Below are 25,559 nucleotides of genomic sequence, written 5' to 3' on the forward strand. Positions count from 1 at the left end.
CGCTCCGATTCTCGTCTCGCGTAGCGTCACGAAGGTGAGCAGGAGCGAGCGATGACCCGCATCGTCGCGGGCAGCCTCGGCGGTCGTCGGATCGCCGCCCCGCCCGGTGCCGGCACCCGACCCACCTCCGACCGGGTACGTGAGGCGTTGTTCAGTGCGGTCGAGGCCGAGATGGACCTCGACGGTGCCCGCTTCGCCGACCTCTACGCCGGCTCGGGCGCCGTCGGCCTGGAGGCGCTGTCCCGGGGCGCCGCGCACGCGCTGCTGGTCGAGTCCGACCCGCGTGCGGCCAGGGTGATCCGGGAGAACCTGGCGGCGCTGCGGGTCGGCACGTCGGCCCGACTGGTCACCGGCAAGGTCGCCACCGTGCTGGCCGCCGGTGCGGAGGGTGACCCGTACGACGTCGTCTTCGCCGATCCGCCGTACGCCCTGCCGGACGACGGCGTGCGCGCGATGCTCGCCGCTCTGGTGGACGGAGGTTGGCTGACGCCGGAGGCATTGGTGGTGGTGGAGCGGTCCAGCCGCGCCGGACCGGTCGAGTGGGTGGAAGGCATCACTGGCCAGCGCAGTCGCCGGTACGGCGAGACCACCCTTTGGTACGGTCGCCGATCATGAGACGTGCGGTGTGTCCCGGATCGTTCGACCCGGTCACCAACGGTCACCTCGACATCGTCGGCCGGGCCAGCCGGCTGTTCGACGAGGTGATCGTCGGCGTACTGGTAAACCAGTCGAAGAGTGGCCTGTTCACCGTGGAGGAGCGCATCGACATGCTCCGGGAGGTGACCGCCTCCTACGGCAATGTGCGGGTGGAATCCTTCCGGGGCCTGCTGGTGGACTTCTGCCGGGCGCAGCGGGCGACCGTGCTCATCAAGGGTCTGCGGGCGGTCAGCGACTTCGACTACGAGTTGCAGATGGCCCAGATGAACATCGGCCTGGCCGGGGTCGAGACGCTGTTCATGCCGACCAACCCGCTCTACTCCTTCCTCTCGTCCAGCCTGGTCAAGGACGTGGCCAAGTGGGGCGGCGACGTCACGCCCCACGTCCCGGACGTGGTCCGCGACGCCCTCAAAGCCCGCCTGGTCCCCCCACCAGCCTGACCACGAGCCGCCCTCGCATACGCGATCTTGCAGTTCCGGTCGCCCTTCTGTCGCTTTCGATGTGGTTTGCGGGGACGGAAAGTGCAAGATCGCGAGGCGGGGTGGGGCGACACGCCCGGGGAGAGGGCGGTGCGGGGTTGGTGCGGGACGACATCATGGGTGAAGCGGGAAACCGGCCGCAGCCCGCATGATGTAGGTCGGCCCGACGAACGACAGGAGTGAGGTACCGGTGGACCCGCTCGACCGCATCGACGAACTGATCACCATCGTGGAGCAGGCGCGCTCCGTGCCGATGTCGCGCAACAACTGCATGGTCGACCGGGGTGAGATGGTCGCGGCCCTCGACGAACTGCGCGCCGAACTCCCTGCCGACCTGCGCCGCGCCGCCGCCCTGCTGGAGGAGCGTGACAAGATCATGGAGGCCGGCAAGCGGGAGGCCGACCGCATCATCAGCGAGGGTGAGGCGGAACACGCCCGCCTGGTCTCGGTGAACGAGATCACCGTCTCCGCCGAGCACGAGGGTGCCCGGATCATCGCCGAAGCACGGGCGGAGGCGCAGCGGCTGCGCGAGGAGGTCGACGACTACGTCGACACCGCCTTGGCCAACTTCGAGCAGTTCCTCACCCGGGCGCTGGCCTCGATAGAGCGCGGCCGGGACAAGATGCATGCGCTGCGGGAGATCGGCACCTTCGCCGGCGACGAGGCGGAGCGTCCGCTGCCCTTCTGACCACCACACGGGGTCGTCGAACGGATCGTCCGCTGCCGGCCGGACTGTCCGCCAGTGCCGGGATCATCCGCTGCTCCCGGTGCCGGGACGGCCGGTCACCCCCGATTCGACGCTGGAGCGTCCGTCCAGGTAACCTCGTTTGTCGGCCTCTCACCGGCCGGAGTCTGACTATGCCCAAGAACTCACCCACTTCACTCGACCCCAGGTCGCCGCTGGTCCTCGACACGAGGGAGCTGCCGCGTCGGCCTGGTGCTCTGCGTACCGTCGAACGGGTGGTCCCGGCACCGTCGGACCTCGGCGTGGAGTTGATCGGCGTGCCGGAGGGCGCGGGCCTCGACCTCGATCTGCGGATGGAGTCGGTGTCCGAGGGTGTGCTCGTCTCGGGGACCGTCAGCGGTCCGATCCAGGGCGAGTGCAGTCGCTGCCTGCGCGAGATCAACGACTCGGTGACGGTGACGATCCAGGAGCTGTACGCGTACGAGAACAGCACCACGGACGCCACCACCGAAGAGGACGAAGTGGGTCGAATGCAGGGAGACCTGATCGACCTGGAACCGGCGTTGCGGGACGCGGTGGTGCTCGCGCTGCCGAACAATCCGCTCTGCCGCCAGGACTGCCCAGGTCTGTGCCCCGAATGCGGGGTGCACTGGGACGATCTGCCGGCCGATCACAGCCACCAGCAGATTGACCCGCGTTGGGCGGGCCTGTCGCAACTGACCCGTACAGAGGAGTAAGAACCGTGGCCGTCCCCAAGCGCAAGATGTCGCGCAGCAACACCCGGTCCCGCCGGGCGAACTGGAAGGCCGCGGCGGTCGCGACCGTCGCCTGCCCGCAGTGCAAGTCCGCGAAGCTGCCGCACGCCGCCTGCTCGGTCTGCGGCACCTACAACGGCCGCCAGGTCCTTGAGGTCTGACCCGGACGGCGCGTGACGTCTCCGACCACAGGTCGGGTGACGCACACCCCCCGGCGATCGCCCGCAACTCCGGCCGACGCCGGCCGGTCCAGGCCGGTCGGCGTCGAGACGGAGTCGGGCATCGCACGGATCGCCGTTGACCTCCTCGGCGGGGACGAGGCTCCCGCCGTCGTGGTGGACGGCGCTCTGCGGGCGGTGTGCGACGACCCGGACCTGCACCTGCTTCTCGTCGGGCCGACCAGGGCCGCCGGCGCGCTGATCGACGCCCTGGACCCGGCACAACGGGACCGGATCACGGTCCGCCCGACACACTCCGTCGTCGAGATGGCCGACGACCCCAGCGCGGCACGCGCCGAGACCACCGTCCGAGCGGCCGTGGCGGCGGTTCGTGCCGGGTACGCCGACGCGGTGGTCTCCGCCGGCTCCACCGGCGCAACCGTCACCGCCGCCGCCCTCGGCCTCGGACGCTGGCCCGATGTGCGGCGCCCGGCCCTCGCTGCCGCGCTGCCCGCCGTCTCCGGCACCGTCGTCCTGCTCGACGTCGGCGGCTCACTGGAACCGAACCCGGCGACTCTCGCCCGGCACGCCGCGCTCGGTGCCGCCTACGCCGCAGTCGCCCACGGCGTCGCCGCGCCCCGGGTGGGGCTGCTCTCCGTGGGCACCGAAGCCGGCAAGGGTGACCGTGCCCGGCGGCTCACCGACCCCGTGCTCAGCGCGGCGGCACTGCCCGGCGAGGCCCGCTACGTCGGGCTCGTCGAGGGGTACGACGTCTGCCTCGGCACGCGGGCCGATGTGGTGGTCACCGACGGTTTCACCGGTAACGTGCTGCTCAAAGCCGTCGAAGGCGCGTACGCGATGGCCGGCGGGACCCCGCCCGGTGGCGGCGCGCCCCGGGCGGCCGCGCTGCTCGGCGTGGCCGGCACCGTCGTCGTCTGCCATGGCGCCGCCCGCGCCGATGACATCGCCTCCGGCATCGCCCTGGCCGCCCGTCTCTGGCGGCGTGACGCCACCGAGCGGGTCGCCGCGCTGCTCGCCGAGAACCGCACCGATCGCACGACCGACACCGAGGTACGCACATCATGAGCAACGACAAGCGTCGGCGGCCGGCAATCGGCCACCTGGAGGCCGCCTTCGGCGTCTCACTGGATCCGGAGTTGCTGGAACGCGCGCTCACCCACCGTTCGTACGCGTACGAGAACGGCGGGCTGCCCACCAATGAGCGGCTGGAGTTCCTCGGCGACTCGGTGCTGGGTGTGGTGATCACCACCGCGCTCTTCCAGAACCACCCCGACCTGCCCGAGGGCCAGCTGGCGAAGCTGCGGGCCAGCGTGGTCAACATGCGTGCGCTAGCCGACGTGGCACGCGGCCTGGGCCCGGACGGGCTCGGCCCCTACCTGCTGCTCGGCAAGGGCGAGGAGACCACCGGGGGTCGGGACAAGGCCAGCATCCTCGCCGACACCCTCGAAGCGCTGCTCGGCGCGATCTACCTCCAGTACGGCCTGGACACCGCCGCCATCGTCATCCACCGGCTGTTCGACCCGCTGATGGCCGAGTCCGCCGGCCGGGGCGCCGCGCTCGACTGGAAGACCAGCCTTCAGGAACTGACCGCCGCGCTCGGCCTCGGCGTTCCGGAATACCGGATCGAGGGCACCGGGCCCGACCACCTGAAAACCTTCACCGCCTGGGTGGTGGTCGCCGGCAACCGGTACGGCGGCGCTGACGGGCGGAGCAAGAAGGAGGCCGAGCAGCGGGCTGCGGAGTCGGCGTGGCGGACCCTCACCGAGCAGGCGGAGGCGACCGCCGACGGCCAGGATGGGGCGACCGCCGATGGCCGGACCGGTACGACCGCCGACGGGGCGGCAAACGAGCAGGTGAACGTGGCGATGGACGGCCAGCGGAACGTGGTGGGCGAGGTCGGAGCCCAGGCGCACCATGCCTGAGCTGCCGGAGGTGGAGACCGTCCGGCAGGGCCTGTCCCGCTGGGTCATCGGCCGCCGGATCCACGCCGTGGAGGTGCGCCACCCCCGGGCGGTTCGTCGCCATGCGCCCGGCGGAGCGCACTTCGCGGACGTACTGGCCGGCCGGAAGGTGCTCGACGTCCGACGACGCGGAAAGTATCTCTGGCTGCCGCTGGACAGCGGGGACGCCGTCGTCGGACACCTCGGGATGTCCGGGCAACTGCTGCTGCAACCGACGGACGCGCCGGACGAGACGCATCTGCGGGTCCGGTTCCGCTTCGACGACGGCGGGCCCGAGCTGCGCTTCGTCGACCAGCGCACGTTCGGCGGGCTCTCGGTCAGCGAGGGTGGTGGCACACTGCCGGCGGAAATCGCCCACATCGCCCGCGACCCACTGGACCCGGAGTTCTCCGACGCGGAGTTCGTGGCCGCGCTGCGTCGGCGGCGTACCGAGGTGAAGCGGGCGCTGCTCGACCAGAGCCTGATCTCCGGCGTGGGCAACATCTACGCCGACGAGGCGCTGTGGCGGGCCGGGCTGCACGGCACCCGGTCCACCGACGCGCTTACCGGCCCGGCCGCCCAGCGGCTGCTCGCGCACGTACGGGACGTCCTCGACGAGGCGATCACCGCGGGTGGCACCAGCTTCGACGCCCTCTACGTCAACGTCAACGGCGAGAGCGGCTACTTCGACAGGTCGTTGAACGCGTACGGACGGGAGGGGCAGCCCTGCCGTCGCTGTGGCGCACCGATTCGCCGCGAGGCGTTCATGAACCGGTCGTCCTACAGCTGCCCTCGCTGCCAGCCGCGCCCCCGAATCAAGCCCCGCCCCTGACACCACCACCCCGGCCGGATGCCTCCGCGATCGCGTCAGGGTGACGGGCAGGGCAGGCGCCAGGCGTCCAGGGTGCGGTTCTTGCGGATCGAGGCGAAGCCGTAGCCGACGCTCGTCACGCAGAAGTCGGTGGTGTCGCCGGTGTACTCGACGTGGAACACCGGCTTGCCGGCGTCGACGAAGGGCAACAGCTTGTCGCACCGGCCAAGCCGTACGCACTCCTCGTTGACGGCGAAGTCGAAGTCCGGTGCGAGCGCGGCGACCTGCGCCAGGTCGCCGAGCAGGCCGGGGGAGAGGTCGAGCGAACGGGCCAGCGTGGCGACCCGGCGGTTGAACGTCAACTGGTCGTCGAATTCCAGCGCGAAGCCGGACCGGTGGTCGTAGCCGTCGGCGTCGGCGAACACCACCGCGCCGAAACCCTTCCCACGGCAGAGCCGGAACCGGTCGGCCAGCACCGGCCGCAGGACGTCCCACCGGCGTACGTCCAACCAGACGCGCCCGCTGCGCGCGATCGTCGCGCCGCGTACCCGTGCCGGGTAGCGGCTGGCGTCGGGGTCGGTCGGACGCACCGACCCGATGTGCACCTGGCAGACCAGCCGACGGTCCCGGGAGCGCAGCTCGGCGGTCTGTGCGGCGGTGGTGCCGACCGGGTCGAGGACGAAGACGTCCGCCTCGACGTCCGGATCGAGCACGCCGTCCAACTGCCACTGCCACTGCCAGTGCCGCGCCGAACTGGTCGGCCAACTTGTCGGCGCCCCGGGCGGGGTGAGGTCAGGCCGGCAGGCGGCAGCCGTGACCAGCAGCGTGAACGTCAGACCGGCCGGCAGCGCCCGGCGGTGCATCCACCGCGCCGGTCGCCCGCCCAGGCCGTACCGCATCGCCAGCTCCGCAGGTCGCGGGGGCGGCGTCGGGCCGCCCGAGCCGGTACGCCGGGTCTCGGCGTACCCACCCGGTCAAACGAGCGCAGACCCGACAAGGACTCGCGCTCAGCGTGGTGCGGCGAACACCTGCGTCCAGTACGGGCCGTTGCTGCTCGCCACACCGACGCCGATCTCGGTGAAGGCGCAGTTGAGGATGTTGGCACGGTGTCCGTCGCTGTTCATCCAGGCGTCCATGACGGCCGCCGGAGTCCGCTGGTTCCAGGCGACGTTTTCGCCGTACGTGCGCCAGGCGTAGTCGACCCGATCGATCCGGTCGCCGGGATCGCTACCGTCACTGCCGGTGTGCGACATGTTCTTGTGGTCGGCCTGGTCCTGGCTGTGCCGCTGGGCCGCGGTCATCAGCTTGTCGTCGATGCTCAGGGCGCCGCAGCCGGCCTTCGCCCGCTCGGCGTTGACAAGCGCGACCACCTCGGCCGCCTCCGAGGCGACGTCGCCGGAGGAGGACGGAGCGGCGGAGGCCGCCCGGCTCGGGCTGCCCTGGCGTTCGGCGCTGAGCCGGGAGGGGGCCGTGCTGCGCGAGGGCGCGGGCTTGGGCCGGGTCGTCCGACTCGGTGACGGCGACGCCGTCGCGGCGCTGGGGGAGACGCTCGGGCTGGGAGTGGCGCTCGGGCTCTGGCTCTCGGGCAGATCCAGCGCCAGTTCCTGATCCTCTTCCGGCACGGCGGGCGCGCTGGCGACCGGTGCCTCGCCGGCCGTGGAGTTGGTGGGGGTGTCGTCACCGGGCAGCGCGAGGGCCGCGACGCCGATGCTCACCACGAGGGTGGCGGCTGCGGCGGCGCCGCCCATCACCAGGGGGCGCGGCAGCCGGCGGGACCGACGGGCCGGGGCGGTCGGTTCGAGCGCCGACTCGTCGACCCCGGCCACCTCCCGGTGCCCGGTCTGCGGCCCGTAGTGAGGAACGACGACCGGCTCGGCGTACGCACTGCTCCGGTCGGAGTACCCGACTGCCTGATCGGTGTACCGATCGAGCCGATCATCGTAGGCGTACGAGCTGTCCTGCGGCGACGCGTGGTGCGTGGGCCAATCGGCGGCATGGACGGCGGTGCGGTCGTCGTCGCGGTGGTGCCGCCCGGGCCCCTGGTGGAACGAGCCGGTCTCCGGGTGGAACGAGCCCGAGGTGTCGTGGTGGAACGAGCCCGAGGTGTCGTGGTGGAACGAGCCCGAGGTGTCGTACCAGTGCTGCCCCGTCGCCGGGTACGGCTGCTCCGCCGGCTGGTATGTCTCCGCCGCCTGGTAGGACTGCGTGGCGTCGGACCGCCACTGCTCGGTCGGCTGGTCGCGGTACCACCCGTCGGACGGGTCCTCCGGGTCGTCGCCGAACAGGTAGGACGACCGTGGCGCCGGCCGGTCGGTCAACCAGGCCGGGTCGTCGGTCGGTGGTTCCGCTCGCCGCGGGGTGTGCTCCGGGTCGATCGGATCATTCCAGCCGTGCACGCCTGTCGCCTCCACGGGTCAGTTACGGGCCGGGGTGACGCTACGTGTTGTGTCTGAGCAGCAGCAATCTGGCTAAGGAAGAGTTAAGAGGAGCCTGTACGTCCGGGTGAGGTATTCAGTGATTCCGGAGCGTAGAGTCGGGGCGTCCGGACAGAGCGTGTCCGCGCCTCGTGGCAGTCCCCCGAGACGGGTGTGGCCGACGCCGAGATGATCTACGGCCTGCGTGAACTTGACGAAGCAGGGGCTGTCGGCTCAATATGGTGATGTCGCCAGTCGCGCCCGGCCATGCCCAGAAATTGTGGGAATGGTAGTCGCGTTCACAGGGGCGCGCGTTGGCCGGCCTCTCCGGCAGCGCACATCAAGGAGTAAAAATGGCGAAGGCCCTCTACGGCCACGTAGGTGCGGCGCCCGACCGGCGCCTGCTCGACGAGGTCACCCGACTGCGTGCCAGGGTTCAGTCACTGGAGTTCGAGGTCACGCGACTGCGTGCCGAGAACGATCGGCTCGCGGCGGCTGCGGCGGAGGCAGACGATCTGCTTCGTCTGGCCGAGCCCGCGCTGACCTGACCTACCTGGTCCGCACGAGCGACTGGACCCACCGGTCGCCGCACGAGCGACTGAACCCAACCGGTCGCCACAACTGAATAGCACCACCGCACCGAGCGCGCCGACACGATGTGCCGGCGCGCAGCTCTGTGCGTAGCCGATCGCATCGGCCGTTCGGTGTGACGGTGTGGTCCGGTCGGTGTCCGGCGGCCGGCAGGTGGGTCGCGTCGGGTGCGCCACCCGGTCCCGGGTTAGTCTGCGGGTTTACCAGGGTCCGCGCAGCCGGGCGACGGTACGGCGGCCACCGGACGAGAGTCGAGAAGGTGCATCTCAAGAGCCTGACGGTGAAGGGCTTCAAGTCTTTCGCCTCCGCGACGACGCTCAAGCTGGAGCCGGGGATCACCTGCGTGGTGGGCCCGAACGGCTCCGGCAAGTCAAACGTCGTCGACGCCATCGCCTGGGTGCTCGGCGAGCAGGGCGCCAAGGCGTTGCGCGGCGGAAAGATGGAAGACGTCATCTTCGCCGGCACCGCCGGGCGCGCCCCGCTGGGCCGAGCCGAGGTGACCCTCACCATCGACAACACCGACGGTGCGCTGCCGATCGAGTACACCGAGGTCTCCATCACCCGCCGGATGTTCCGCTCCGGCGAGAGCGAATACGAGATCAACGGCGACTCGTGTCGACTGCTCGACATTCAGGAACTGCTGTCGGACTCCGGCATCGGCCGGGAGATGCACATCATCGTCGGGCAGGGGCGGCTCGACGGGATGCTGCACGCCAAGCCGGAAGACCGGCGGGCGTTCATCGAGGAGGCGGCCGGCGTCCTCAAGCACCGCAAGCGCAAGGAAAAGGCGCTGCGCAAGCTCGACGCGATGCAGACCAACCTCAACCGGCTCACCGACCTCACCGTCGAGCTGCGCCGACAGCTCAAACCCCTCGGACGGCAGGCCGAGGTGGCCCGCCGGGCCGCGGTGATCCAGGCCAACCTGCGCGACGCCCGACTGCGGCTGCTCGCCGACGACCTCGCCACCCTGCGGACCACCCTGGACAAGGAGATCGCGGACGAGACCGCGCTTCGGCAGCGCCGCGAGCAGGTCGAGGCGGAGCACGCCGAGGTGCAGTCCCGCCTCGGCGAGTTGGAGGAGGCGCTGGCCTCCGATGCCCCGCTGCTGGCCGCCGCTCAGGACACCTGGTACAAGCTCTCGGCGTTGCAGGAGCGGTTCCGCTCGATCGAGCAGCTCGCCGTCGAACGGCTGCGGCACCTGACCGCCACGCCGGACGACGAGCGCCCGGGCCGCGACCCGGAACAACTGGAGGCCGAGGCCGAACGGGTCCGCGAACAGGAGGAGGAACTGCGCGCGGCGCTCACCGACGACCAGGTCCGGCTCGCCGAGGCGGTCGAGCACCGCCAGGAGCTGGAGCGTCAGCTCGCCGCCGCCGAGCGGGAACTGGTCGCCGCCGCGAAGGCGATCGCCGACCGGCGGGAGGGCCTGGCCCGGCTGACCGGGCAGGTGAACTCCGCCCGGGCGCGGACCACAAGCGCCGGGGAGGAGATCGAGCGGCTCGCCGCCGCGCACACCGACGCGATGGCGCGCGCCGAGCGGGCCCAGGCGGAGCTGGACGCGGTCGCCGAGCAGTCCACCGAGGCGGACCGTGACAACGCCGACCTGGACGCCCGGCACGCCGAGGCCGTCGCCACCCAGGAACAGGCACAGGCCACGGTCCGGTCCCTGTCGGACGCGGAACGGGCGGCGGAGAAGGACGCCGCCACCTGGAAGGCCCGGGAGGAGGCGCTCGCTCTGGGCCTGCGTCGCAAGGACGGCGCTGGGGCCCTGCTGGCCCGCGCCGACCAGGTACCCGGCCTGCTGGGCGGCCTCGCCGGCCTGCTCACGGTGGCTCCGGGCCACGAGGCGGCGCTCGCCGCGGCGCTCGGCGGGCTGGCCGACGCGGTCGCGGTGACCGGCGTGGACGAGGCCGTCGAGGCGATGCGGCTGCTGAAGATCTCGGACGCCGGGCGGGCCGGACTGCTCGTCGGCAGCCCCGCCGGGCCGGGAATGACCGGCTCGGCCGACGCATTGCGTCCGAAACTGCCCGACGGCGCCCAGTGGGCACCCGACCTGGTCGACTGCGACGCCCAGATCCGGCCCGCGGTGTACCGGGCGCTGCGGGACGTGGTGCTGGTGGCGGACCTGTCCGCCGCCGCCGAGGTGGTCAGCGCACATCCTGAGCTGCGGGCGGTCACCCGGGAGGGTGACGTGGTGGGCGCGTACGCGGCGGCCGGCGGGTCGGCCAAGGCACCGAGTTACATCGAGGTGCAGGCGGCCGTCGAGGAAGCCCGGGCCAATCGGTTGGCCGCCGAGCGGACCAGCGCCGACCTGCGGGAGCAGCTGGTCGAGGCGCGTGCCGAGGTGGCCAAGGTCAAGGAGGCGGTGCAGCACGCCGCAGCGGCCAAGCGGGAGGCGGAGAGCCACCGCAACGCCGCGGCACGCCGGCTCGCCGAGTTGGGTGCCGCCGCTCGGTCGGCAAAGGCGGAGACCGACCGCCTCGGCGAGTCCCGGTCCCGTGCCGAGGCGGCCCGGGAACGGGACCTGACCACCCTGGCCGAGCTGGAGGAGCGGCTGCGGTTGGCCGAGGCCACCCCGATCGACGCGGAACCCTCCACCGAGGAACGCGACCAGTTCGCCGCCATGGTGCCGCAGGCCCGGCAGAACGAGATGGAGGTCCGGCTCGCGGTGCGTACCGCCGAGGAGCGGGTCGCCTCGATCGCCGGGCGGGCCGACTCGCTGCGTCGGCAGGCCGGTGCCGAGCGGGCGGCCCGGGAACGGGCGGCGGCCCGGCGCGCGGCGCGCACCCGGGGCGCCGCCATCGCCCGCGCGGTGGCCGGTGGCGCGCGGACGGCGTTGACCCAGCTGACCAGCAGCATCGCCCGGGCCGAGGAACACCGCGACGCGGTGGCGCGGGAACGGGCCACCCGCGAGGCGGAGCTGCAGGAGGTGCGGGCCGCCGCGAAACGGTTCGGTGCGGAACTGGAACGGCTCACCAGTCAGGTGCACCGGGACGAGGTCGCCCGCGCCGAGCAGCGGTTGCGCATCGAGCAGTTGGAGGCCAAGGCTGCCGAGGACTTCGGCCTGACCGTCGAAACCCTGGTCGCCGAGTACGGCCCGAGTCAGCTGGTGCCGCCCACCGAAGCGGAGGTGGCCGCCGCCGAACGGGACGGTCTGCCGGTGCCCGAGCCGGTCCGCTACGAACGCCCGGTGCAGGAGAAGCGGGCCGCCAAGGCCGAACGGGAACTCGCCCTGCTGGGCAAGGTCAACCCGCTCGCCCTGGAGGAGTTCGCGGCGCTGGAGGAGCGGTACAAATTCCTCTCCGAGCAGTTGGAGGATCTCAAGGCGACCCGGCGGGACCTGCTCACCGTGGTCAAGGATGTCGACGAGCGGATTCTGGAGGTCTTCGCCAGCGCCTTCGCCGACACCGCCCGAGAGTTCGAGCAGGTCTTCACCGTGCTGTTCCCCGGTGGTGAGGGCCGGCTGATCCTCACCGACCCGGACGATCTGCTGACCACCGGCGTCGAGGTCGAGGCCCGCCCGCCGGGCAAGAAGATCAAACGGCTGTCGTTGCTCTCCGGCGGTGAGCGGTCGCTGACCGCGGTGGCGATGCTGGTGGCGATCTTCCGCGCCCGGCCGAGCCCGTTCTACATCATGGACGAGGTGGAGGCAGCCCTCGACGACGTGAACCTGGGCCGGCTGATCACCCTGCTGGCGCAACTGCGGGAGAAGAGCCAGCTGATCGTCATCACGCACCAGAAGCGGACGATGGAGATCGCTGACGCGCTCTACGGTGTGACCATGCGCGGCGGGGTGACCCAGGTGATCAGTCAACGGCTCAACCGGGCCGACGGGGATGACGAGCGGCAGGGCCGCGGCGAGGAGAACGGGTAGTGGCTCGGGAACGCGCGACGGCGCTCCTGGTGGATTTCGACGGTGTGCTGCGGCGCTGGGATCCGGCGGTCGCCGCCGGCGTGGAGCGGGAGTACGGCCTCTCCGCCGGTGTGCTCGGCGAGATCGCCATGCAGTGGGGGCGGCTGCAACCGGTGCTCACCGGCCAGGTCAGCCACGCCGACTGGATGACAAGCGTGGCCGACGCGCTCACGCCGTCCGTGGGTGACGCCGGGCGGGCGCGTGCGGCGGTGGCGCAGTGGCAGCGCTATCGCGGTGAGGTCGACCCGGAGGTGCTCACGTTCGTTCGCGAGGCGAGGGCCGCTGGCATCCGGGTCGGGCTCGGCACCAACGCCACCGATCTGCTCGACGCCGACCTGGCTGCGTTGGGCCTCACCGACGAGTTGGACGTGGTGGTCAACTCCTCGGTCATCGGGGTGCACAAACCGGCGCCCGAGTACTTCCAGGCCGCCTGTGCGGCGCTGGACACGCCGCCGGCCCGGGTGCTCTTCGTCGACGACGAGGACCGGGCGATCAGCGGGGCCCGGGCCGCCGGGCTGTCGGCGTACCGCTGGAACGGGCCGGCCGACCTGCGCTACCTGCGCGCCGTCCTGGCCGGCTGAGCCGGCGCCGACCAGTCACGCTCTCCGTCAGTCGCCGACGACGCCGTCGATGCGTTCCCGGATCAGGTCGGCGTGCCCGTTGTGTCGGGCGTACTCCTCGATCATGTGGACGTAGACCCAGCGCAGGTTGAACGTGCGTCGTTTCGGGCCCACCTCGGTGAACGTCTCGTCGAGCGACCGACCGACGACGGCGGCGCGGGCCAGCGCCACCTCCCGGTGGAAGGTGGCGAAGTCCGCCTCGGCGTCGGCGGCGCTGACGTCGTGATCGGCGTCCGGATCGTCGGGCGTGTAGTAGGGGTAGTCCACCGGCTCACCGGCGAAGTTCTCCCGGAACCACCACGCCTCCACCTCGGCCAGATGCCGGACCAGCCCGAGCAGGGTGAGGCCGGACGGCTCGACGCTGGCGGTGCGCAGCTGCTCGGCGGTGAGGCCCGCGCACTTGAGCAGCAGGGTTTGCCGGTGATAATCCAGCCAGCCCTCCAGCATGGTGCGCTCGTCGCCGACGTAGGGCTCAGGGGTCCGGTCGACCGCCGGTGCTGTCCATGTCATCCGGGGATTGTGGCCCGAACGTCTGACGACCGACGACAAATTTCAGCGGCCGTCGGCGAGCCGGTGCCGGGCGACCTCCCGCAGGTGACCGTCACCGGTGGTGCCCTCGATGACCACCTCGGCCCCGCGTCCGGCGTGGGTGAGTGTCGCCACCGCGTTGCCGAAGTAGGGCCCCGCCAGCTTGCGCCACTTGACCAGCGCGCGGCGAACCCCGGCCGTGCGGGCCAGGGCACGGGCCGCCCCGGCCGGGCCCCGCGCCCACCCGAGCCGCATCAGCGGGCGCATCCCGGCCGGCACCTGGTTGTGGATCGGTGAGCAGGTGAGCTGATGCACCGGTGTGCGTACACCAGGGTCGGCGAACCTGACTCTCGCCACGTACGAGTGGTGCACATCGCCGGAGAGCACGCTTATCGACGCCGGTGGCGGGTACGCCGGCCCGGCGCCCTTGCGGTCGTCGGGTGTACCGGGTGCGCCGGCGCCGATCCGGGCGAACAGCTCCGCCAGCGCGTCGAACGAGCGACGGAACGCTGCCCAGTGCTCCAGATCCAGCGCGCGGCGCAGCCGTTCGCCCAGGCCGGCGACCCATGGCCGGGGCGAGTCCGCCAGCTTCTCGTTCCACGTCTCGACGTGGTGGATGCCGGGCGGCAGCAGCCAGGGCAGTGAGGAGCCGACCACGAGGTGGTCGTAGCCACCGTGGGCGCGGTCGAGAAACCACGACCACTCCCCGGGCGGCAGCATCGCCCGCCGACCGGGTTGCAGCACCCGGCTGCACCGGTTGTCGAGCATCACCAGCCGGGTGCGTCCCAGGTCGAGCGCGTAGCTCCACTGGTACTGCACCGCCCGCCAGCGCTCGGTGTCGTGGGCCAGGTCGGCCTCGGTGTCCACCCGCGCGCCGAACTCGCGCAGCACCCCGGTGGCGTCCTCCGCCGCGCTCACCTTGGCGAAGACCGGGTCCGCGGCGATCTCGTCCGGGGAGAGGTTGCCCAGGTGCTGGTACACCCAGTAGGAGGCCAGCCCGCTGGTGATCCGCTCGGCCCACCACGGCTGTTCGCGCATCTCGGCGCGCCAGGAGGCCGAGGTGTTCCAGTCGTCGATGATCTCGTGGTCGTCGAAGATCATCACGGTCGGCAGGGTGGAGAGGAGCCAGCGGATCTCCGGGTCGCGCCACGACTCCAGGTAGAGCTTGGTGTACTCGTCGAAGCTGACCACCTGGTCCTTCGGGGCACCCTCCGGACGTCGCCGGCGGCGGCGCAGCAGGCGCTTCACCGTCGGCGAGGTCTCGTCGGCGTAGACCTGGTCGCCGAGCAGCAGCAGCAGGTCGGGCAGGGCCGCCGGGTCCGGGTCGGCCATCACCCGCCGGGCGTACGCGTCGAGCGCGTCCGGTGGCAACTTGCGGGTGGTCGCGTGCTGGGTGGTCTCCCGACAGGAGCCGAAGAGCAGCCGGACCGGCTGGTCCCGGTCGTCGGTGGCCCGGGTACGGATGACGCTGGGCGGGAAACGACTCTCCGGCTGCGGCCAGACCACCTCGTCGTCGATCAGCACCTCGTACGGGGTCGTGCTGTCCGGGTTGAGCCCATCGACCACCACCAGGGCGTAGTGGTGGTCGTACGCGCTGAAGGTGGGGGCGGTGCCGGTGGCGCCGCCCGCCGTGCGGACGGTGACCACAGTCGGTGTCGTGGTCTCCACCCAGACCGTGGCCCGAGTGCCGACGACCCGGCGCAGCAGGGGGCCGATGAGCAGCTCGGCGGGCATACGGGACCTCCAGACGAGAGAACTTCATCCTTTACTACCCGGCCGGCGGCGCACCACTGCCAACTGTGGCCGAGACTACCGCCGCTTCCTGGGCGGACGCCGCGAGCGGTCGGGCGGCTGGGAACCGCCGCGCCCGGCGGGAGCGGTGGCTGAGACGTGATCGCCGGCATCTGACAGGATTCCGGCATGACGGATTACCTCCTCATCGCTCTCGCCCTGCTCGGTCTGCTGATCCTCGGCGGCATCGGGCTGGTCGTGCCGCGGCTGCGTCGACGGCCGCAGCCGCCGTTGCCGCGTACGGAGGTCGACACCCGGGCGGAGGAGGATCTCGCCGGCCCGCCGGTGCAGGCACCGGAGGCCGATCTGTCCACCGGTGTCCTGGTCGAGCCGCCGGTCGAGGCGCCGGCACCGACCGTCGAGGTGCCCGAGCCGACCGCCGGCCGGCTGGTGCGGCTGCGCTCCCGGCTGTCGCGATCGCAGAACGTGTTCGGCAAGGGTCTGCTCGGCCTGCTCAGCCGGGACCGGCTCGACGAGGACGTCTGGGAGGAGATCGAGGACAGCCTGATCACCGCCGACGTGGGCGTCGACGCCACCCGGGAGATCGTCGACCGGCTGCGGGAGCGTACCCGGGTGCTGGGTACCCGGTCGGTGGCCGAGCTGCGGTCCCTGCTCGCGGCCGAGCTGGTCAACGCGCTCGACCCGGGGCTGGACCGGTCGCTGCACACCGCTCCGAAGGAGGGCGTGCCGGCGGTGCTGCTCGTGGTCGGGGTCAACGGCGCGGGCAAGACCACCACCTGCGGCAAGATCGCCCGGGTGCTCATCGCCGACGGTCGCAGCGTGCTGCTCGGCGCCGCCGACACCTTCCGGGCCGCCGCCGCCGACCAGTTGCAGACCTGGGCCGGGCGGGTCGGGGCCGAGACCGTCCGTGGCCCCGAGGGCGCCGACCCGGCCAGCGTCGCCTTCGACGCCGTCAAGCGCGGCATCGAGACGGGCGTGGACACGGTCCTCGTCGACACCGCCGGCCGGTTGCAGAACAAGATCGGCCTGATGGACGAGCTGGGCAAGGTCAAGCGGGTGGTGGAGAAGCACGGCCCGATCGACGAGACACTGCTGGTGCTCGACGCCACCACCGGTCAGAACGGGCTGGAGCAGGCGCGGGTCTTCACCGAGGTGGTGAACGTCACCGGGGTGGTGCTGACCAAGCTCGACGGCACCGCCAAGGGCGGCATCGTCATCGCCGTGCAGCGCAAGCTCGGCATCCCGGTGAAGCTGGTCGGCCTCGGCGAGGGCCCGGACGACCTGGCGCCCTTCGACCCGGCGCAGTTCGTCGACGCGTTGCTGGGTACCGAGTCCTCCGGTCAGACCGCGTAACCTCGGGTGACCAGAGACGATCGCGCGTACGCGGGCTGGCGCGACCCGAGCCACCCGTCGCAGCGCCTCGGGAGACCGTACGTGACCTCGCAGGAGATCCCGCTGCACGGCGGGAACGTGAGCACCGTGGTGCGGGTCGGTGACACGGTGCGGCGCAACGCCGGGCCGTGGACCCCGTCGGTGCACGCCCTGCTGCGTCACCTGGAGTACGTCGGATTCACCGGTGCCCCTCGTGCCCTCGGCATGGACGAGCGCAACCGGGAGGTGCTGTCGTACCTGGAGGGGGAGTGCGGGGAGTACCCGCTGGCCCCGCACTGGGTCACCGACGAGGCGCTGGTCACCGTCGCCACCATGCTGCGGATGTTCCACGACGCCCAGTACGGTTTCGTGCCGCCGCCGCAGGCGGTGTGGCGCTCGTTCGGCCCACCGCCGCCGGACACCGAGGTCATCTGCCACCACGACGCGGCACCGCACAACGTGATCTGGCGGCCGGACGGCACCCTCGGGCTGATCGACTTCGATCTCGCCTCGCCCGGTGCCCGGATCTACGACGTGGCGTACGCCGCGTGGACCTGGGTGCCGATCTTCTCCGACCGGGACTCCATCACCCTCGGCTGGAAGCGCCCGGACCGGCCGCGTCGGCTGCGGCTCTTCGCCGACGCGTACGGGCTGATTCCGCGCGACCGGCACCGGCTGATCCGGACCATCCGCAAGCGGATCGTCGACCACGTCGAGGGCATCCGTCGGATGGCCGCGGCGGGGGAGCCGGCCTTCGTCCGGATCGTGCACAAGGGCCACCTGCGCCGGCCGATGCGGGATCTGCGGTTGCTCGACTACGAGCGACACGCCCTCGAGCACGCCCTGCGCTGAGATCTGCGGGGTCTCCCGGCGGTCTCTGGGCCGTCGGGGGGATAGACCGGCACCAAATGGCCGATCCACCCCCGTCGAAGCGCTGAGGTGTGCGTCTTTCTTCACACGTCCGAAACAAGCCGTCACGGTTCGGAAACCAGCCGGGGACCCTTGGTGAAACAGCGGACTACCAGGCTTCCGCGCAACCGGCGTACGGGCGATGCTGCGCGGTGCCGGGAGGGAGGGAGAAAACAACCCGAGAGGAGGCAGCGTGCCGGAGCTAGATTCTGGTGCCACCGCCTGGATTTTGACTTCAGCCGCGCTGGTGTTGCTCATGACGCCCGGCCTGGCGCTGTTCTACGGGGGCATGACCCGGTCCAAGTCCGTGCTCAACATGATGATGATGAGCTTCGGGGCGATCGGCCTGGTCAGCCTGCTGTGGGTGTTCTACGGCTACAGCATCGCGTTCGGTGAGGACGTCGGCGGGATCACTGGTGATCTTTCCGCCGCCGGTCTGCGCGGCATGCTGGAGAGCGGGACCGAGGGTGGCATCCCCGACCTGCTGTTCGCCGGTTTCCAGTTGATGTTCGCCGTGATCACCGTCGCGCTGATCAGCGGCGCGATCGCCGACCGGGCCAGGTTCGGCCCGTGGCTGCTCTTCGCCGGCCTGTGGGCCACCCTGGTCTACTTCCCGGTGGCGCACTGGGTGTGGGGCGGTGGCTGGATCTTCGAGCTGGGTGTGCTCGACTTCGCCGGTGGCACCGCGGTGCACATCAACGCCGGTGCCGCGGCGCTCGCCCTGGCGCTGGTGCTCGGTCGCCGGGTGGGCTGGCCGAAGGACAGTTTCAAGCCGCACAACCTGCCGATGGTGCTGCTCGGTGCCGGCCTGCTGTGGTTCGGCTGGTTCGGCTTCAACGCCGGGTCGGCGCTGGCCGCCAACGGCACCGCCGCGGTCGCCTTCATCAACACTCAGGTCGCCACCGCCGCCGCGGTGATGGGCTGGCTGCTGGTGGAGAAGCTCCGCGACGGCAAGCCGACCACCCTCGGTGCGGCGTCCGGCGCCATCGCCGGCCTGGTCGCCATCACCCCGGCCTGCGCCTTCCTGGAGCCGCTCGGCGCCATCGCGCTAGGCGTCATCGCCGGTGTCGTCTGCGCGCTGGCCGTCGGCCTCAAGTACCGCCTCAAGTACGACGACTCGCTCGACGTGGTCGCCGTGCACATGGTCGGCGGCATCATCGGTTCGCTGCTCATCGGCTTCCTGGCGATGGAGGTGCTGGCCGGTGAGGGCAACGACGGTCTGCTCTACGGCGGTGGCATCACGCTGCTGGGCAAGCAGGCCCTCGGTTCGGTGGCCGTGCTGGCGTACTCGTTCGTGGTCGCGTACCTCATCGGCTTCGTGATCGACAAGACCATCGGCTTCCGCGCCAGCGCCGACGCCGAGGTCGAGGGCATCGACAACGCCGAGCACGCGGAGAGCGCGTACGAGTTCAGCTCCACGGGTGGTGGCGGTGGCGCGTTCGCCGCCGCGGGCATCGGCACCTCGGCGGCGTCGTCGAAGACCGAGCCCACCGAACCGGTAAGCGAAAAGGTCGCCGGCTAACGTTTCGGGAATGGAGGGGTTGGACATGAAGCTGGTGACCGCGGTCATCAAGCCGCACCAGTTGGACGCCGTCAAGGAGGCCCTGCACACGCTGGGCGTGGCCGGTCTGACGGTGAGCGAGGTCCAGGGCTACGGGCGGCAGAAGGGCCACACCGAGGTCTACCGGGGCGCCGAGTACACCGTCGAGTTCCTGCCCAAGATCCGGGTGGAGGTGCTCACCGACGAGATCGACGTCGAGAAGATCGTCGACGCCGTCGTGTCGGCCGCCCGGACGGGCAAGATCGGTGACGGCAAGGTCTGGGTGACCGCCGTCGAGGAGGTCGTCCGGGTCCGCACCGGCGAGCGCGGCCTGGACGCACTGTAGGGCGATGATCGATGACCTCGTTGACCAGTAGGACAGCCTCGGAACCCCCCGGCAGCGCTGACCTCCTGGTCAACGAGGTCGTCGGCGTACCGGCCGGGGTCGGCGCGACGGCGCGTCGGGCCCGGGCCGACGCGTACGACGCCTGGCTGGCCCGGCTGCTGCCGGACCGGCCGGGCGTCGCGCTGCTCGCGGTCGGCGGCCTTGGCCGGCGGCAGTGCGCTCCCTACGGCGACCTCGACCTGGTGCTGGTGCACGCCGGGGTGCCCGGCATCGACGAACTGGCTGCCGCGCTCTGGTATCCGATCTGGGACGCCGGGCTGCGGCTGGACCACTCGGTCCGGACCGTCGCCGAGGCGCTGTCGGTCGCCCAGGACGACGTCAAGGTGGCCCTCGGGCTGCTCGACGCCCGGCTCGTCGCCGGTGATTCGGACCTCGCCGACACGCTGGTGCGCAGCGCCACCGACCACTGGCGGCGCACCGCGGTCCGCCAACTCGCGCCCCTGCGGGAGAGCACCGCCGCCCGCTGGCAGGCCCACGGCGAACTGGCCCACCTGCTGGAGGGCGACCTGAAGGAGGCGGCCGGAGGGTTGCGTGACGTCGGCATCCTGCGAGCCATCGCCACCGCCGGGATCACCGACGCGCTACGACCCGCCGTGCACGCCGCGCACCTGCGGCTGCTGGACACCCGGGACGCGTTGCACCAGCAGTTCGGCCGGCGCGTCGACCGGCTGCTCGCCCAGGAGCGCGACGGGGTGGCCGCCCTGCTCGGCCTGCGTCGGACACCGTCCGGCGTAGCCGAGGGCGTTCCGCCGGGCGGGGTGCCGCCGCAGCCGGCCGGCGCGTCACCGGACCAGCGGTCGGGCCCCGCGCCGCGTCCCGAGGAGGGCGACGGTGACACCCTGCTGCGTCGGGTCGCCGGTGACGCCCGGACCATCAGCCACGCCCTGGACGACGCCTTCCGCGCCGCCGACCGGTTGCGTTCCGGTCGCCGTCGGGGCGCCGACGGCAGGCCGCTGCGCCGCCCGGTCGCCCGGGACGTGGTCGAGCACGACGGCGAACTGGTGCTGGCCCGCACCGCCATCGGCGCCCGCCCCGACGCCAGCCTGTCGCTGCGGATGGCCGCCGCCGCGGCGACCACCGGGCTGCCGATCGCCCGGGCCACCTGTGAGTGGCTGGCCGCGTACTGCCCGCCGCTGCCGACGCCCTGGCCGGCCGAGGCCCGCGCCGCCCTGACCACGCTGCTCGGTGCCGGCGCCGGCATGATCCCGGCCTGGGAGACCTGCGACCGGTACGGGCTGATCGACGGATGGTTGCCGGAGTGGACCCGGCTGCGCAGCCTGCCCCAGCACAACCCGGTGCACCGGTTCACCTTGGACCGGCACCTGGTGCAGACGGCCGCCGAGGCCGGTCGGCACACCCGCGACGTGGATCGCCCCGACCTGCTGCTGCTCGGCGCGCTCCTGCACGACGTCGGCAAGGGGCTCCCCGGTGACCACAGCGTGGTGGGCGCGCCGATCGCCGAGGGGATCGCGACCCGGATCGGCCTACCGGCCACCGAGGCGACGCTGATCGGCACGCTGGTCCGGCTGCACCTGGTGCTGCCGGAGGTGGCCACCCGGCGGGACCTGTCCGACCCGGTCACCATCGCCCGGGTGGCCGAGTCGGTGGGCGATGTCACCACCCTCGACCTGCTGTACGCGCTGGTGCGCGCCGACGCCGCCGCCACCGGCCCGGCCGCCTGGTCGGACTGGAAGGGCCGGTTGATCGCCGAGCTGGTCGCCCGGGTCCGCACCACCCTCGACACGGGCGACGTACCCGCCCCGCCGGCACCGGACCCGGCGCTGGTGGCCGGGCCACTGCCGGTCGTACACCTGACTGGGGACCGGGTGGCGGTGGCCGCGGCCGATCGTCGGGGCCTGCTCGCGACGGTGGCCGGTTGCCTGGCCCTGCACCGGCTGGAAGTGCTCGCCGCCGACGCCTCGACGGTGGACGGACGGGCCCTGGTGCAGTGCCGGGTGCAGCCACGCTACGGACTGGCCCCGGATCCGGTGGCGCTGAGCGCCGACCTGCGCCGCGCGGTGCGCGGTGACGTGTCGGTGACCCAGCGGCTACGCGGTCGGGCCCTGGCCGCACGGGGGGCCGGGGCCCAACCGCGGGTGGTCTGGCACCGGGACGCCGCCACCGACGCGGTACTGCTGGAACTGCGTGCCGCCGACGCCGCTGGCCTGCTCTACCGGGTGACCAGCGCGCTCGACGCGGCCGGCGCTCAGGTCCGGGCGGCCCGGATCGCCACCCTCGGCGGCGACGTGGTCGACGCCTTCTACCTGGTCGGTGGCTGGCCCTCCGAGGAGGAACGGGCCCGCCTGGAGGCCGCCGTCCTCGCCGCCGTGTAGCGGCCCGCCTGGCTCCCGCGCCGGATCTGTGGCAGTAAAGGTGTCAACTGACCGGCGTGTCGGATACCGCAACTGCCACAGATCGTGGCGCCCGGGCGCTCGCGGGGGCTGGGCGGGCGGGAGCGGGGGTGTGGGTGGCGGGCTACCCTAGCGGTGGTCGGACAGCTCACCCGGCCTCGCTCGTGCTCATCGGAACACTGACAAACGGGATGTTCGCGTGTTTGACACCTTGAGTGACCGCCTCTCCGGGATCTTCACCAAGCTCCGCGGCAAGGGACGTCTCACCGACGCCGACATCGACGCCACCGCGCGCGAGATCCGCCTCGCGCTGCTGGAGGCGGACGTCGCGCTGCCGGTGGTCAAGGGCTTCATCGCGAACGTCAAGGAGCGGGCGCGCAGCGCCGAGGTCTCGCAGGCGCTCAACCCGGCCCAGCAGATTATCAAGATCGTCAACGAGGAACTGATCGCCGTGCTGGGCGGCGAGGGGCGACGGCTCCAGTTCGCCAAGCAGCCGCCCACCGTGATCATGCTCGCCGGTCTTCAGGGCTCCGGTAAGACCACGCTCGCCGGCAAGCTGGCCCGCTGGCTCAAGGCCCAGGGGCATCAGCCGCTGCTGGTCGCCGCCGACCTGCAACGTCCCAACGCCGTCGGGCAGCTCCAGGTGCTCGGTGGCCGCGCCGGTGTCGAGGTGTACGCCCCGGAGCCCGGCAACGGCGTCGGTGACCCGGTGCAGGTGGCCAAGGCCTCCATCGAGCACGCCCGCCGGGCCGCCCGGGACGTCGTCATCGTCGACACCGCCGGCCGGCTCGGCATCGACGCGGAGATGATGCAGCAGGCCGCCGACATTCGCGACGCGGTCAACCCCGACGAGGTCGTCTTCGTCATCGACGCGATGGTCGGTCAGGACGCGGTGCGGACGGCCGAGGCGTTCCGCGACGGCGTCGGCATCACCGGCGTGGTCCTCTCCAAGCTCGACGGCGACGCCCGTGGTGGTGCCGCGCTGTCGGTCCGTGAGGTGACCGGGCAACCCATCCTGTTCGCCTCCACCGGCGAGAAACTGGAGGACTTCGACGTCTTCCACCCCGACCGGATGGCCAGCCGGATCCTCGGCATGGGCGACGTTCTCACTCTGATCGAGCAGGCCGAGGCGGCCTTCGACACCGATCAGAAAGAGAAGATGACCGCCAAGCTGATGGGCGGCGAGCAGTTCACCCTGGAGGACTTCCTCGACCAGCTCATCGCGGTACGCCGGATGGGGCCGATCGCCAACGTGCTGGCCATGATGCCGGGCATGGGGCAGGTCAAGGACCAGCTCGCCGAGCTGGACGACAAGCACTTCGACCGGATCACCGCGATCATCCGGTCGATGACCCCGGCCGAGCGCACCAACCCGAAGATCATCAATGGCTCCCGGCGGGCCCGGATCGCCAACGGCTCCGGCGTCACCGTGATGGACGTGAACCAGCTGCTCAACCGCTTCACCGACGCGCAGAAGATGATGAAGCAGATGGGCGGCATGATGGGCCTGCCCGGGGCCGGGCGGCGCAAGGCGACCAAGTCGCCGAAGAACAAGCGCAAGGGCACCAAGGGCGGCAACCGGCCACGCAGCGGCGCCGGCACCCGGGGCGTGCAGGGTGGCTTCCCGGGCGGGATGCCGCAGTTGCCGCCGGGAATGAGCCCCGACGACCTGGCCGCCGGTCAGGGCCTGCCGCCCGGCTTCAAGCTGCCGAAGATCGACTTCAACAAGTTCGGCAAGGACGGCAAGCCGCCCCGCTGAGCGTGTCGGTGGCGGCGGGTGGTGTTGTCGGCGCTTAGGGTGATGCCGCCCCTCGAAGGAGGAGTCATGACCGTGGCCCCCATGCTGCCCATCCCACCCGAGCGCTCGGAGTGGACGGTCGACGACCTCGGCGAGCTGCCGCAGGACCTTCCGTACGAACTGGTCAACGGAAGGTTGATCGTGCCATCGCCGACCGCCCTGCATCAGGACCTCTGTGTCGAGCTGTTGCTCGCGCTCGAGGGCAACTGCCCACCCGACTACCTGGTCAGCATCGACCTGTCGATGCGGATCGACAGGCGCAACGAACCCCGACCCGACGTGGTCGCCATCCGCCGGGAGCACGCCAACCGATCGCCCGTCCCGGTCGAGGACGCGCTGCTCGCCGTCGAGGTCATCCCGCCCACCTCTACCTTCCGTGACCTGTACGACAAGGCCAAGGTCTACGCCCACGCGGGGGTCCGGTCGTACTGGGTGGTCGACCCGCTGCACGAGAAGATGACGCTTACGGAATACACCCTGAGTCCGTCCGGTGACTACGAGGTCGCCGCCCACACCGAGGATCTCTTCGTCACCGAGCGGCCCTGGAAGGTGTCGGTCGACCTGCCCGCGCTCACCGTGCGGCGAGCCGGGCTTATGGCGCGCGACGGGCAGTGATCGGGTAGGACTGTGCGCATGGCTCTGCATGTGCGCGGTGTGCTCCTGCCCGACGACGAGGTACGCGACCTGTGGCTGGTCGGCGACCGGGTCACCTTCGACCCGGTGCCCGGCGCGGAGACGGTCGCCGACCGCGGCTTCATCCTGCCCGGTCTGGTGGACGCGCACTGCCACATCGGCATCGCCCGGGGCGGGGCACCGATCACCTCGCTGGACCAGGCGCGTGCGCTGGCGCGGATCGACCGGGACGCCGGCGTCCTCGCCCTCCGGGACGCGGGATCGCCCTTCCCGTACCCGGAACTGGACGACGAACCCGACCTGCCCCGGCTGGTCCGGGCCGGCCGGCACGTGGCACCGCCCAAGCGGTACCTGCGCGACATCGGCGTGGAGGTCGGTGCCGCCGAGGTGGCCGCGACCGTGGCGGAGCAGGCCGCCGCCGGCAACGGCTGGGTGAAGCTGGTCGGCGACTGGATCGACCGGGGCGTCGGCGACCTGGCGCCGGCCTGGGACGCCGACACGATGACCGCCGCGGTGGCCGCCGCCCACGCCGCCGGGGTACGCGCCGCCGTGCACACCTTCAGCGAGTCCGCGGTGGAGATCATGGTGCGGGCCGGGGTGGACTCGGTCGAGCACGGCACCGGGCTCAGCCTCGACCTGATCGACCTGATGGCCCGGCAGGGCACCGCGCTGATCCCCACGATGATCAACATTCGTACCTTCGGCCACATCGCCGACCAGGCCCGGGCGAAGTTCCCCGGGTACGCCGAGCACATGCTCGCCCTGCGCGACCGTTTCCCGCAGGTGGTGCGGTCCGCGTACGAGGCGGGTGTGCCGATCTATGTCGGCACCGACGCCGGTGGCGGCATCGACCACGGCCTCGCCGTCGAGGAGATGCTCCTGCTGCACGAGCAGGCCGGAATGTCCACCCTGGACGTGCTCGCCGCCGCCTCCTGGGGGGCCCGCGCCTGGCTCGGACTTCCCGGCCTCGTCGAAGGCGGCCTGGCCGACCTCGCCATCTACCCCCGGGACCCCCGCCAGGACCTCACCACCCTCCACACCCCCACCCGCCTCATCCTCCGCGGCCACCCCCTCCCCTGACCCGCCCCCGGGCCTCCCCGGCCCACACCCCGCGTTGATCAAGAAGTTTGCGTCGACCGCAGCGCCGAATCCGACGCAAACTTCTTGATCAACGCGGGGTGTGGGCTCGGCGGTGGGGGTGGGTTGGGCGTGGGTGGCGGGGGGCGG

23 protein-coding genes are annotated in these 25,559 nt (G+C 71.8%); 19 read left to right on the forward strand and 4 right to left on the reverse strand.

Annotated elements, in window-relative coordinates; all coding sequences use genetic code 11:
- Positions 1-51: 51 nt before the first annotated feature.
- From rsmD to mutM, 8 genes are all read left to right on the forward strand, one after another.
- On the forward strand, positions 52-615 hold the full coding sequence (gene rsmD / locus ACN26Z_RS08540; RefSeq protein WP_421460588.1) for a 16S rRNA (guanine(966)-N(2))-methyltransferase RsmD: 564 nt from the start codon (positions 52-54) through the stop codon (positions 613-615).
- Positions 612-1,097, forward strand: a complete 486-nt coding sequence (gene coaD / locus ACN26Z_RS08545) for a pantetheine-phosphate adenylyltransferase (protein ID WP_093401716.1) — start codon at positions 612-614, stop codon at positions 1,095-1,097. Before rsmD ends, coaD begins: the two co-directional genes overlap by 4 nt.
- A 229-nt stretch (positions 1,098-1,326) precedes the next feature.
- Complete coding sequence (locus tag ACN26Z_RS08550) at positions 1,327-1,824, forward strand: hypothetical protein (RefSeq protein WP_093401715.1); 498 nt, start codon at positions 1,327-1,329, stop codon at positions 1,822-1,824.
- A gap of 170 nt (positions 1,825-1,994) precedes the next feature.
- Positions 1,995-2,558, forward strand: a complete 564-nt coding sequence (locus ACN26Z_RS08555) for a YceD family protein (protein ID WP_093401714.1) — start codon at positions 1,995-1,997, stop codon at positions 2,556-2,558.
- Between the two features lie 5 nt (positions 2,559-2,563).
- Positions 2,564-2,737, forward strand: coding sequence for a 50S ribosomal protein L32 (rpmF, locus tag ACN26Z_RS08560; protein ID WP_091435485.1), 174 nt, complete (start codon positions 2,564-2,566; stop codon positions 2,735-2,737).
- Positions 2,738-2,857: 120 nt separating this feature from the next.
- A complete protein-coding gene (locus tag ACN26Z_RS08565; RefSeq protein ID WP_232511053.1) occupies positions 2,858-3,820 on the forward strand; it encodes a phosphate acyltransferase PlsX in 963 nt (320 codons plus the stop codon).
- Positions 3,817-4,677, forward strand: a complete 861-nt coding sequence (gene rnc, locus ACN26Z_RS08570; RefSeq protein ID WP_421460589.1) for a ribonuclease III — start codon at positions 3,817-3,819, stop codon at positions 4,675-4,677. The genes ACN26Z_RS08565 and rnc overlap by 4 nt, the downstream gene beginning before the upstream one ends.
- Positions 4,670-5,527 carry a bifunctional DNA-formamidopyrimidine glycosylase/DNA-(apurinic or apyrimidinic site) lyase gene (gene mutM / locus ACN26Z_RS08575; protein ID WP_282239702.1) on the forward strand — a complete coding sequence of 286 codons (858 nt, stop codon included), beginning with the start codon at positions 4,670-4,672 and terminating at the stop codon, positions 5,525-5,527. Before rnc ends, mutM begins: the two co-directional genes overlap by 8 nt.
- 35 nt (positions 5,528-5,562) lie before the next feature.
- Here the strand turns inward: mutM and ACN26Z_RS08580 are convergent, their stop codons facing one another.
- Together ACN26Z_RS08580 and ACN26Z_RS08585 are read right to left on the reverse strand one after the other, a co-directional pair.
- The gene (locus tag ACN26Z_RS08580; protein WP_421460590.1) at positions 5,563-6,405 is read right to left on the reverse strand and encodes an endo alpha-1,4 polygalactosaminidase; all 843 of its coding nucleotides are present in this window, start codon (positions 6,403-6,405) and stop codon (positions 5,563-5,565) included.
- Positions 6,406-6,513: 108 nt separating this feature from the next.
- Complete coding sequence (locus tag ACN26Z_RS08585) at positions 6,514-7,902, reverse strand: CAP domain-containing protein (RefSeq protein WP_421460591.1); 1,389 nt, start codon at positions 7,900-7,902, stop codon at positions 6,514-6,516.
- 371 nt (positions 7,903-8,273) lie between these two features.
- On the opposite strand from ACN26Z_RS08585, the gene ACN26Z_RS08590 reads away from it, so the two are divergent.
- The 3 genes from ACN26Z_RS08590 (at position 8,274) to ACN26Z_RS08600 (ending at position 13,005) form a co-directional block, all read left to right on the forward strand.
- Entirely contained in the window at positions 8,274-8,468 is a 195-nt protein-coding gene (locus tag ACN26Z_RS08590; protein ID WP_093401709.1) for a hypothetical protein, read from the forward strand.
- Positions 8,469-8,770: 302 nt separating this feature from the next.
- A complete protein-coding gene (smc, locus tag ACN26Z_RS08595; RefSeq protein ID WP_282239699.1) occupies positions 8,771-12,385 on the forward strand; it encodes a chromosome segregation protein SMC in 3,615 nt (1,204 codons plus the stop codon).
- A complete protein-coding gene (locus ACN26Z_RS08600) occupies positions 12,385-13,005 on the forward strand; it encodes an HAD family hydrolase (protein ID WP_282239698.1) in 621 nt (206 codons plus the stop codon). The genes smc and ACN26Z_RS08600 overlap by 1 nt, the downstream gene beginning before the upstream one ends.
- A gap of 27 nt (positions 13,006-13,032) precedes the next feature.
- On the opposite strand, the gene ACN26Z_RS08605 is transcribed toward ACN26Z_RS08600, so the two are convergent.
- Complete coding sequence (locus ACN26Z_RS08605) at positions 13,033-13,554, reverse strand: DinB family protein (RefSeq protein ID WP_421460592.1); 522 nt, start codon at positions 13,552-13,554, stop codon at positions 13,033-13,035.
- 42 nt (positions 13,555-13,596) lie between these two features.
- Positions 13,597-15,306 carry an alkaline phosphatase D family protein gene (locus ACN26Z_RS08610; RefSeq protein ID WP_282239696.1) on the reverse strand — a complete coding sequence of 570 codons (1,710 nt, stop codon included), beginning with the start codon at positions 15,304-15,306 and terminating at the stop codon, positions 13,597-13,599.
- Positions 15,307-15,492: 186 nt separating this feature from the next.
- Between ACN26Z_RS08610 and ftsY the strand changes: the two genes are divergently transcribed.
- From ftsY to ACN26Z_RS08650, 8 genes are all read left to right on the forward strand, one after another.
- Entirely contained in the window at positions 15,493-16,677 is a 1,185-nt protein-coding gene (gene ftsY / locus ACN26Z_RS08615; RefSeq protein WP_093401704.1) for a signal recognition particle-docking protein FtsY, read from the forward strand.
- Positions 16,678-16,683: 6 nt separating this feature from the next.
- Positions 16,684-17,547 (forward strand): aminoglycoside phosphotransferase family protein, encoded by an 864-nt coding sequence (locus tag ACN26Z_RS08620; RefSeq protein ID WP_170863284.1) that lies wholly within the window; start codon positions 16,684-16,686, stop codon positions 17,545-17,547.
- A 313-nt stretch (positions 17,548-17,860) separates the two neighbouring features.
- The gene (locus tag ACN26Z_RS08625) at positions 17,861-19,126 is read left to right on the forward strand and encodes an ammonium transporter (protein ID WP_232511052.1); all 1,266 of its coding nucleotides are present in this window, start codon (positions 17,861-17,863) and stop codon (positions 19,124-19,126) included.
- Between the two features lie 25 nt (positions 19,127-19,151).
- Positions 19,152-19,490 (forward strand): P-II family nitrogen regulator, encoded by a 339-nt coding sequence (locus ACN26Z_RS08630; RefSeq protein WP_166458079.1) that lies wholly within the window; start codon positions 19,152-19,154, stop codon positions 19,488-19,490.
- 11 nt (positions 19,491-19,501) lie between these two features.
- Positions 19,502-21,883, forward strand: coding sequence for a [protein-PII] uridylyltransferase (locus tag ACN26Z_RS08635; RefSeq protein WP_421460594.1), 2,382 nt, complete (start codon positions 19,502-19,504; stop codon positions 21,881-21,883).
- A 217-nt stretch (positions 21,884-22,100) separates the two neighbouring features.
- On the forward strand, positions 22,101-23,660 hold the full coding sequence (gene ffh, locus ACN26Z_RS08640) for a signal recognition particle protein (RefSeq protein ID WP_282239694.1): 1,560 nt from the start codon (positions 22,101-22,103) through the stop codon (positions 23,658-23,660).
- 66 nt (positions 23,661-23,726) lie between these two features.
- Positions 23,727-24,314 carry a Uma2 family endonuclease gene (locus ACN26Z_RS08645; protein WP_421460595.1) on the forward strand — a complete coding sequence of 196 codons (588 nt, stop codon included), beginning with the start codon at positions 23,727-23,729 and terminating at the stop codon, positions 24,312-24,314.
- 18 nt (positions 24,315-24,332) lie between these two features.
- Positions 24,333-25,412 carry an amidohydrolase family protein gene (locus ACN26Z_RS08650; protein ID WP_282239692.1) on the forward strand — a complete coding sequence of 360 codons (1,080 nt, stop codon included), beginning with the start codon at positions 24,333-24,335 and terminating at the stop codon, positions 25,410-25,412.
- Positions 25,413-25,559 lie beyond the last annotated feature (147 nt).

This window comes from Verrucosispora sp. WMMD703, assembly GCF_049178935.1.
Lineage (GTDB): Bacteria > Actinomycetota > Actinomycetes > Mycobacteriales > Micromonosporaceae > Micromonospora > Micromonospora sediminimaris.

Coding starts and splice junctions, on each gene's coding strand:
- rsmD (WP_421460588.1), top strand. CDS start 52: ATGACCCGCATCGTCGCGGGCAGCCTCGGCGGTCGTCGGATCGCCGCC.
- coaD (WP_093401716.1), top strand. CDS start 612: ATGAGACGTGCGGTGTGTCCCGGATCGTTCGACCCGGTCACCAACGGT.
- ACN26Z_RS08555 (WP_093401714.1), top strand. CDS start 1,995: ATGCCCAAGAACTCACCCACTTCACTCGACCCCAGGTCGCCGCTGGTC.
- rnc (WP_421460589.1), top strand. CDS start 3,817: ATGAGCAACGACAAGCGTCGGCGGCCGGCAATCGGCCACCTGGAGGCC.
- mutM (WP_282239702.1), top strand. CDS start 4,670: ATGCCTGAGCTGCCGGAGGTGGAGACCGTCCGGCAGGGCCTGTCCCGC.
- ACN26Z_RS08580 (WP_421460590.1), bottom strand. CDS start 6,405: ATGCGGTACGGCCTGGGCGGGCGACCGGCGCGGTGGATGCACCGCCGG.
- ACN26Z_RS08590 (WP_093401709.1), top strand. CDS start 8,274: ATGGCGAAGGCCCTCTACGGCCACGTAGGTGCGGCGCCCGACCGGCGC.
- ACN26Z_RS08605 (WP_421460592.1), bottom strand. CDS start 13,554: ATGACATGGACAGCACCGGCGGTCGACCGGACCCCTGAGCCCTACGTC.
- ACN26Z_RS08610 (WP_282239696.1), bottom strand. CDS start 15,306: ATGCCCGCCGAGCTGCTCATCGGCCCCCTGCTGCGCCGGGTCGTCGGC.
- ftsY (WP_093401704.1), top strand. CDS start 15,493: ATGACGGATTACCTCCTCATCGCTCTCGCCCTGCTCGGTCTGCTGATC.
- ACN26Z_RS08625 (WP_232511052.1), top strand. CDS start 17,861: ATGACGCCCGGCCTGGCGCTGTTCTACGGGGGCATGACCCGGTCCAAG.
- ACN26Z_RS08630 (WP_166458079.1), top strand. CDS start 19,152: ATGAAGCTGGTGACCGCGGTCATCAAGCCGCACCAGTTGGACGCCGTC.
- ACN26Z_RS08635 (WP_421460594.1), top strand. CDS start 19,502: ATGACCTCGTTGACCAGTAGGACAGCCTCGGAACCCCCCGGCAGCGCT.
- ACN26Z_RS08645 (WP_421460595.1), top strand. CDS start 23,727: ATGACCGTGGCCCCCATGCTGCCCATCCCACCCGAGCGCTCGGAGTGG.
- ACN26Z_RS08650 (WP_282239692.1), top strand. CDS start 24,333: ATGGCTCTGCATGTGCGCGGTGTGCTCCTGCCCGACGACGAGGTACGC.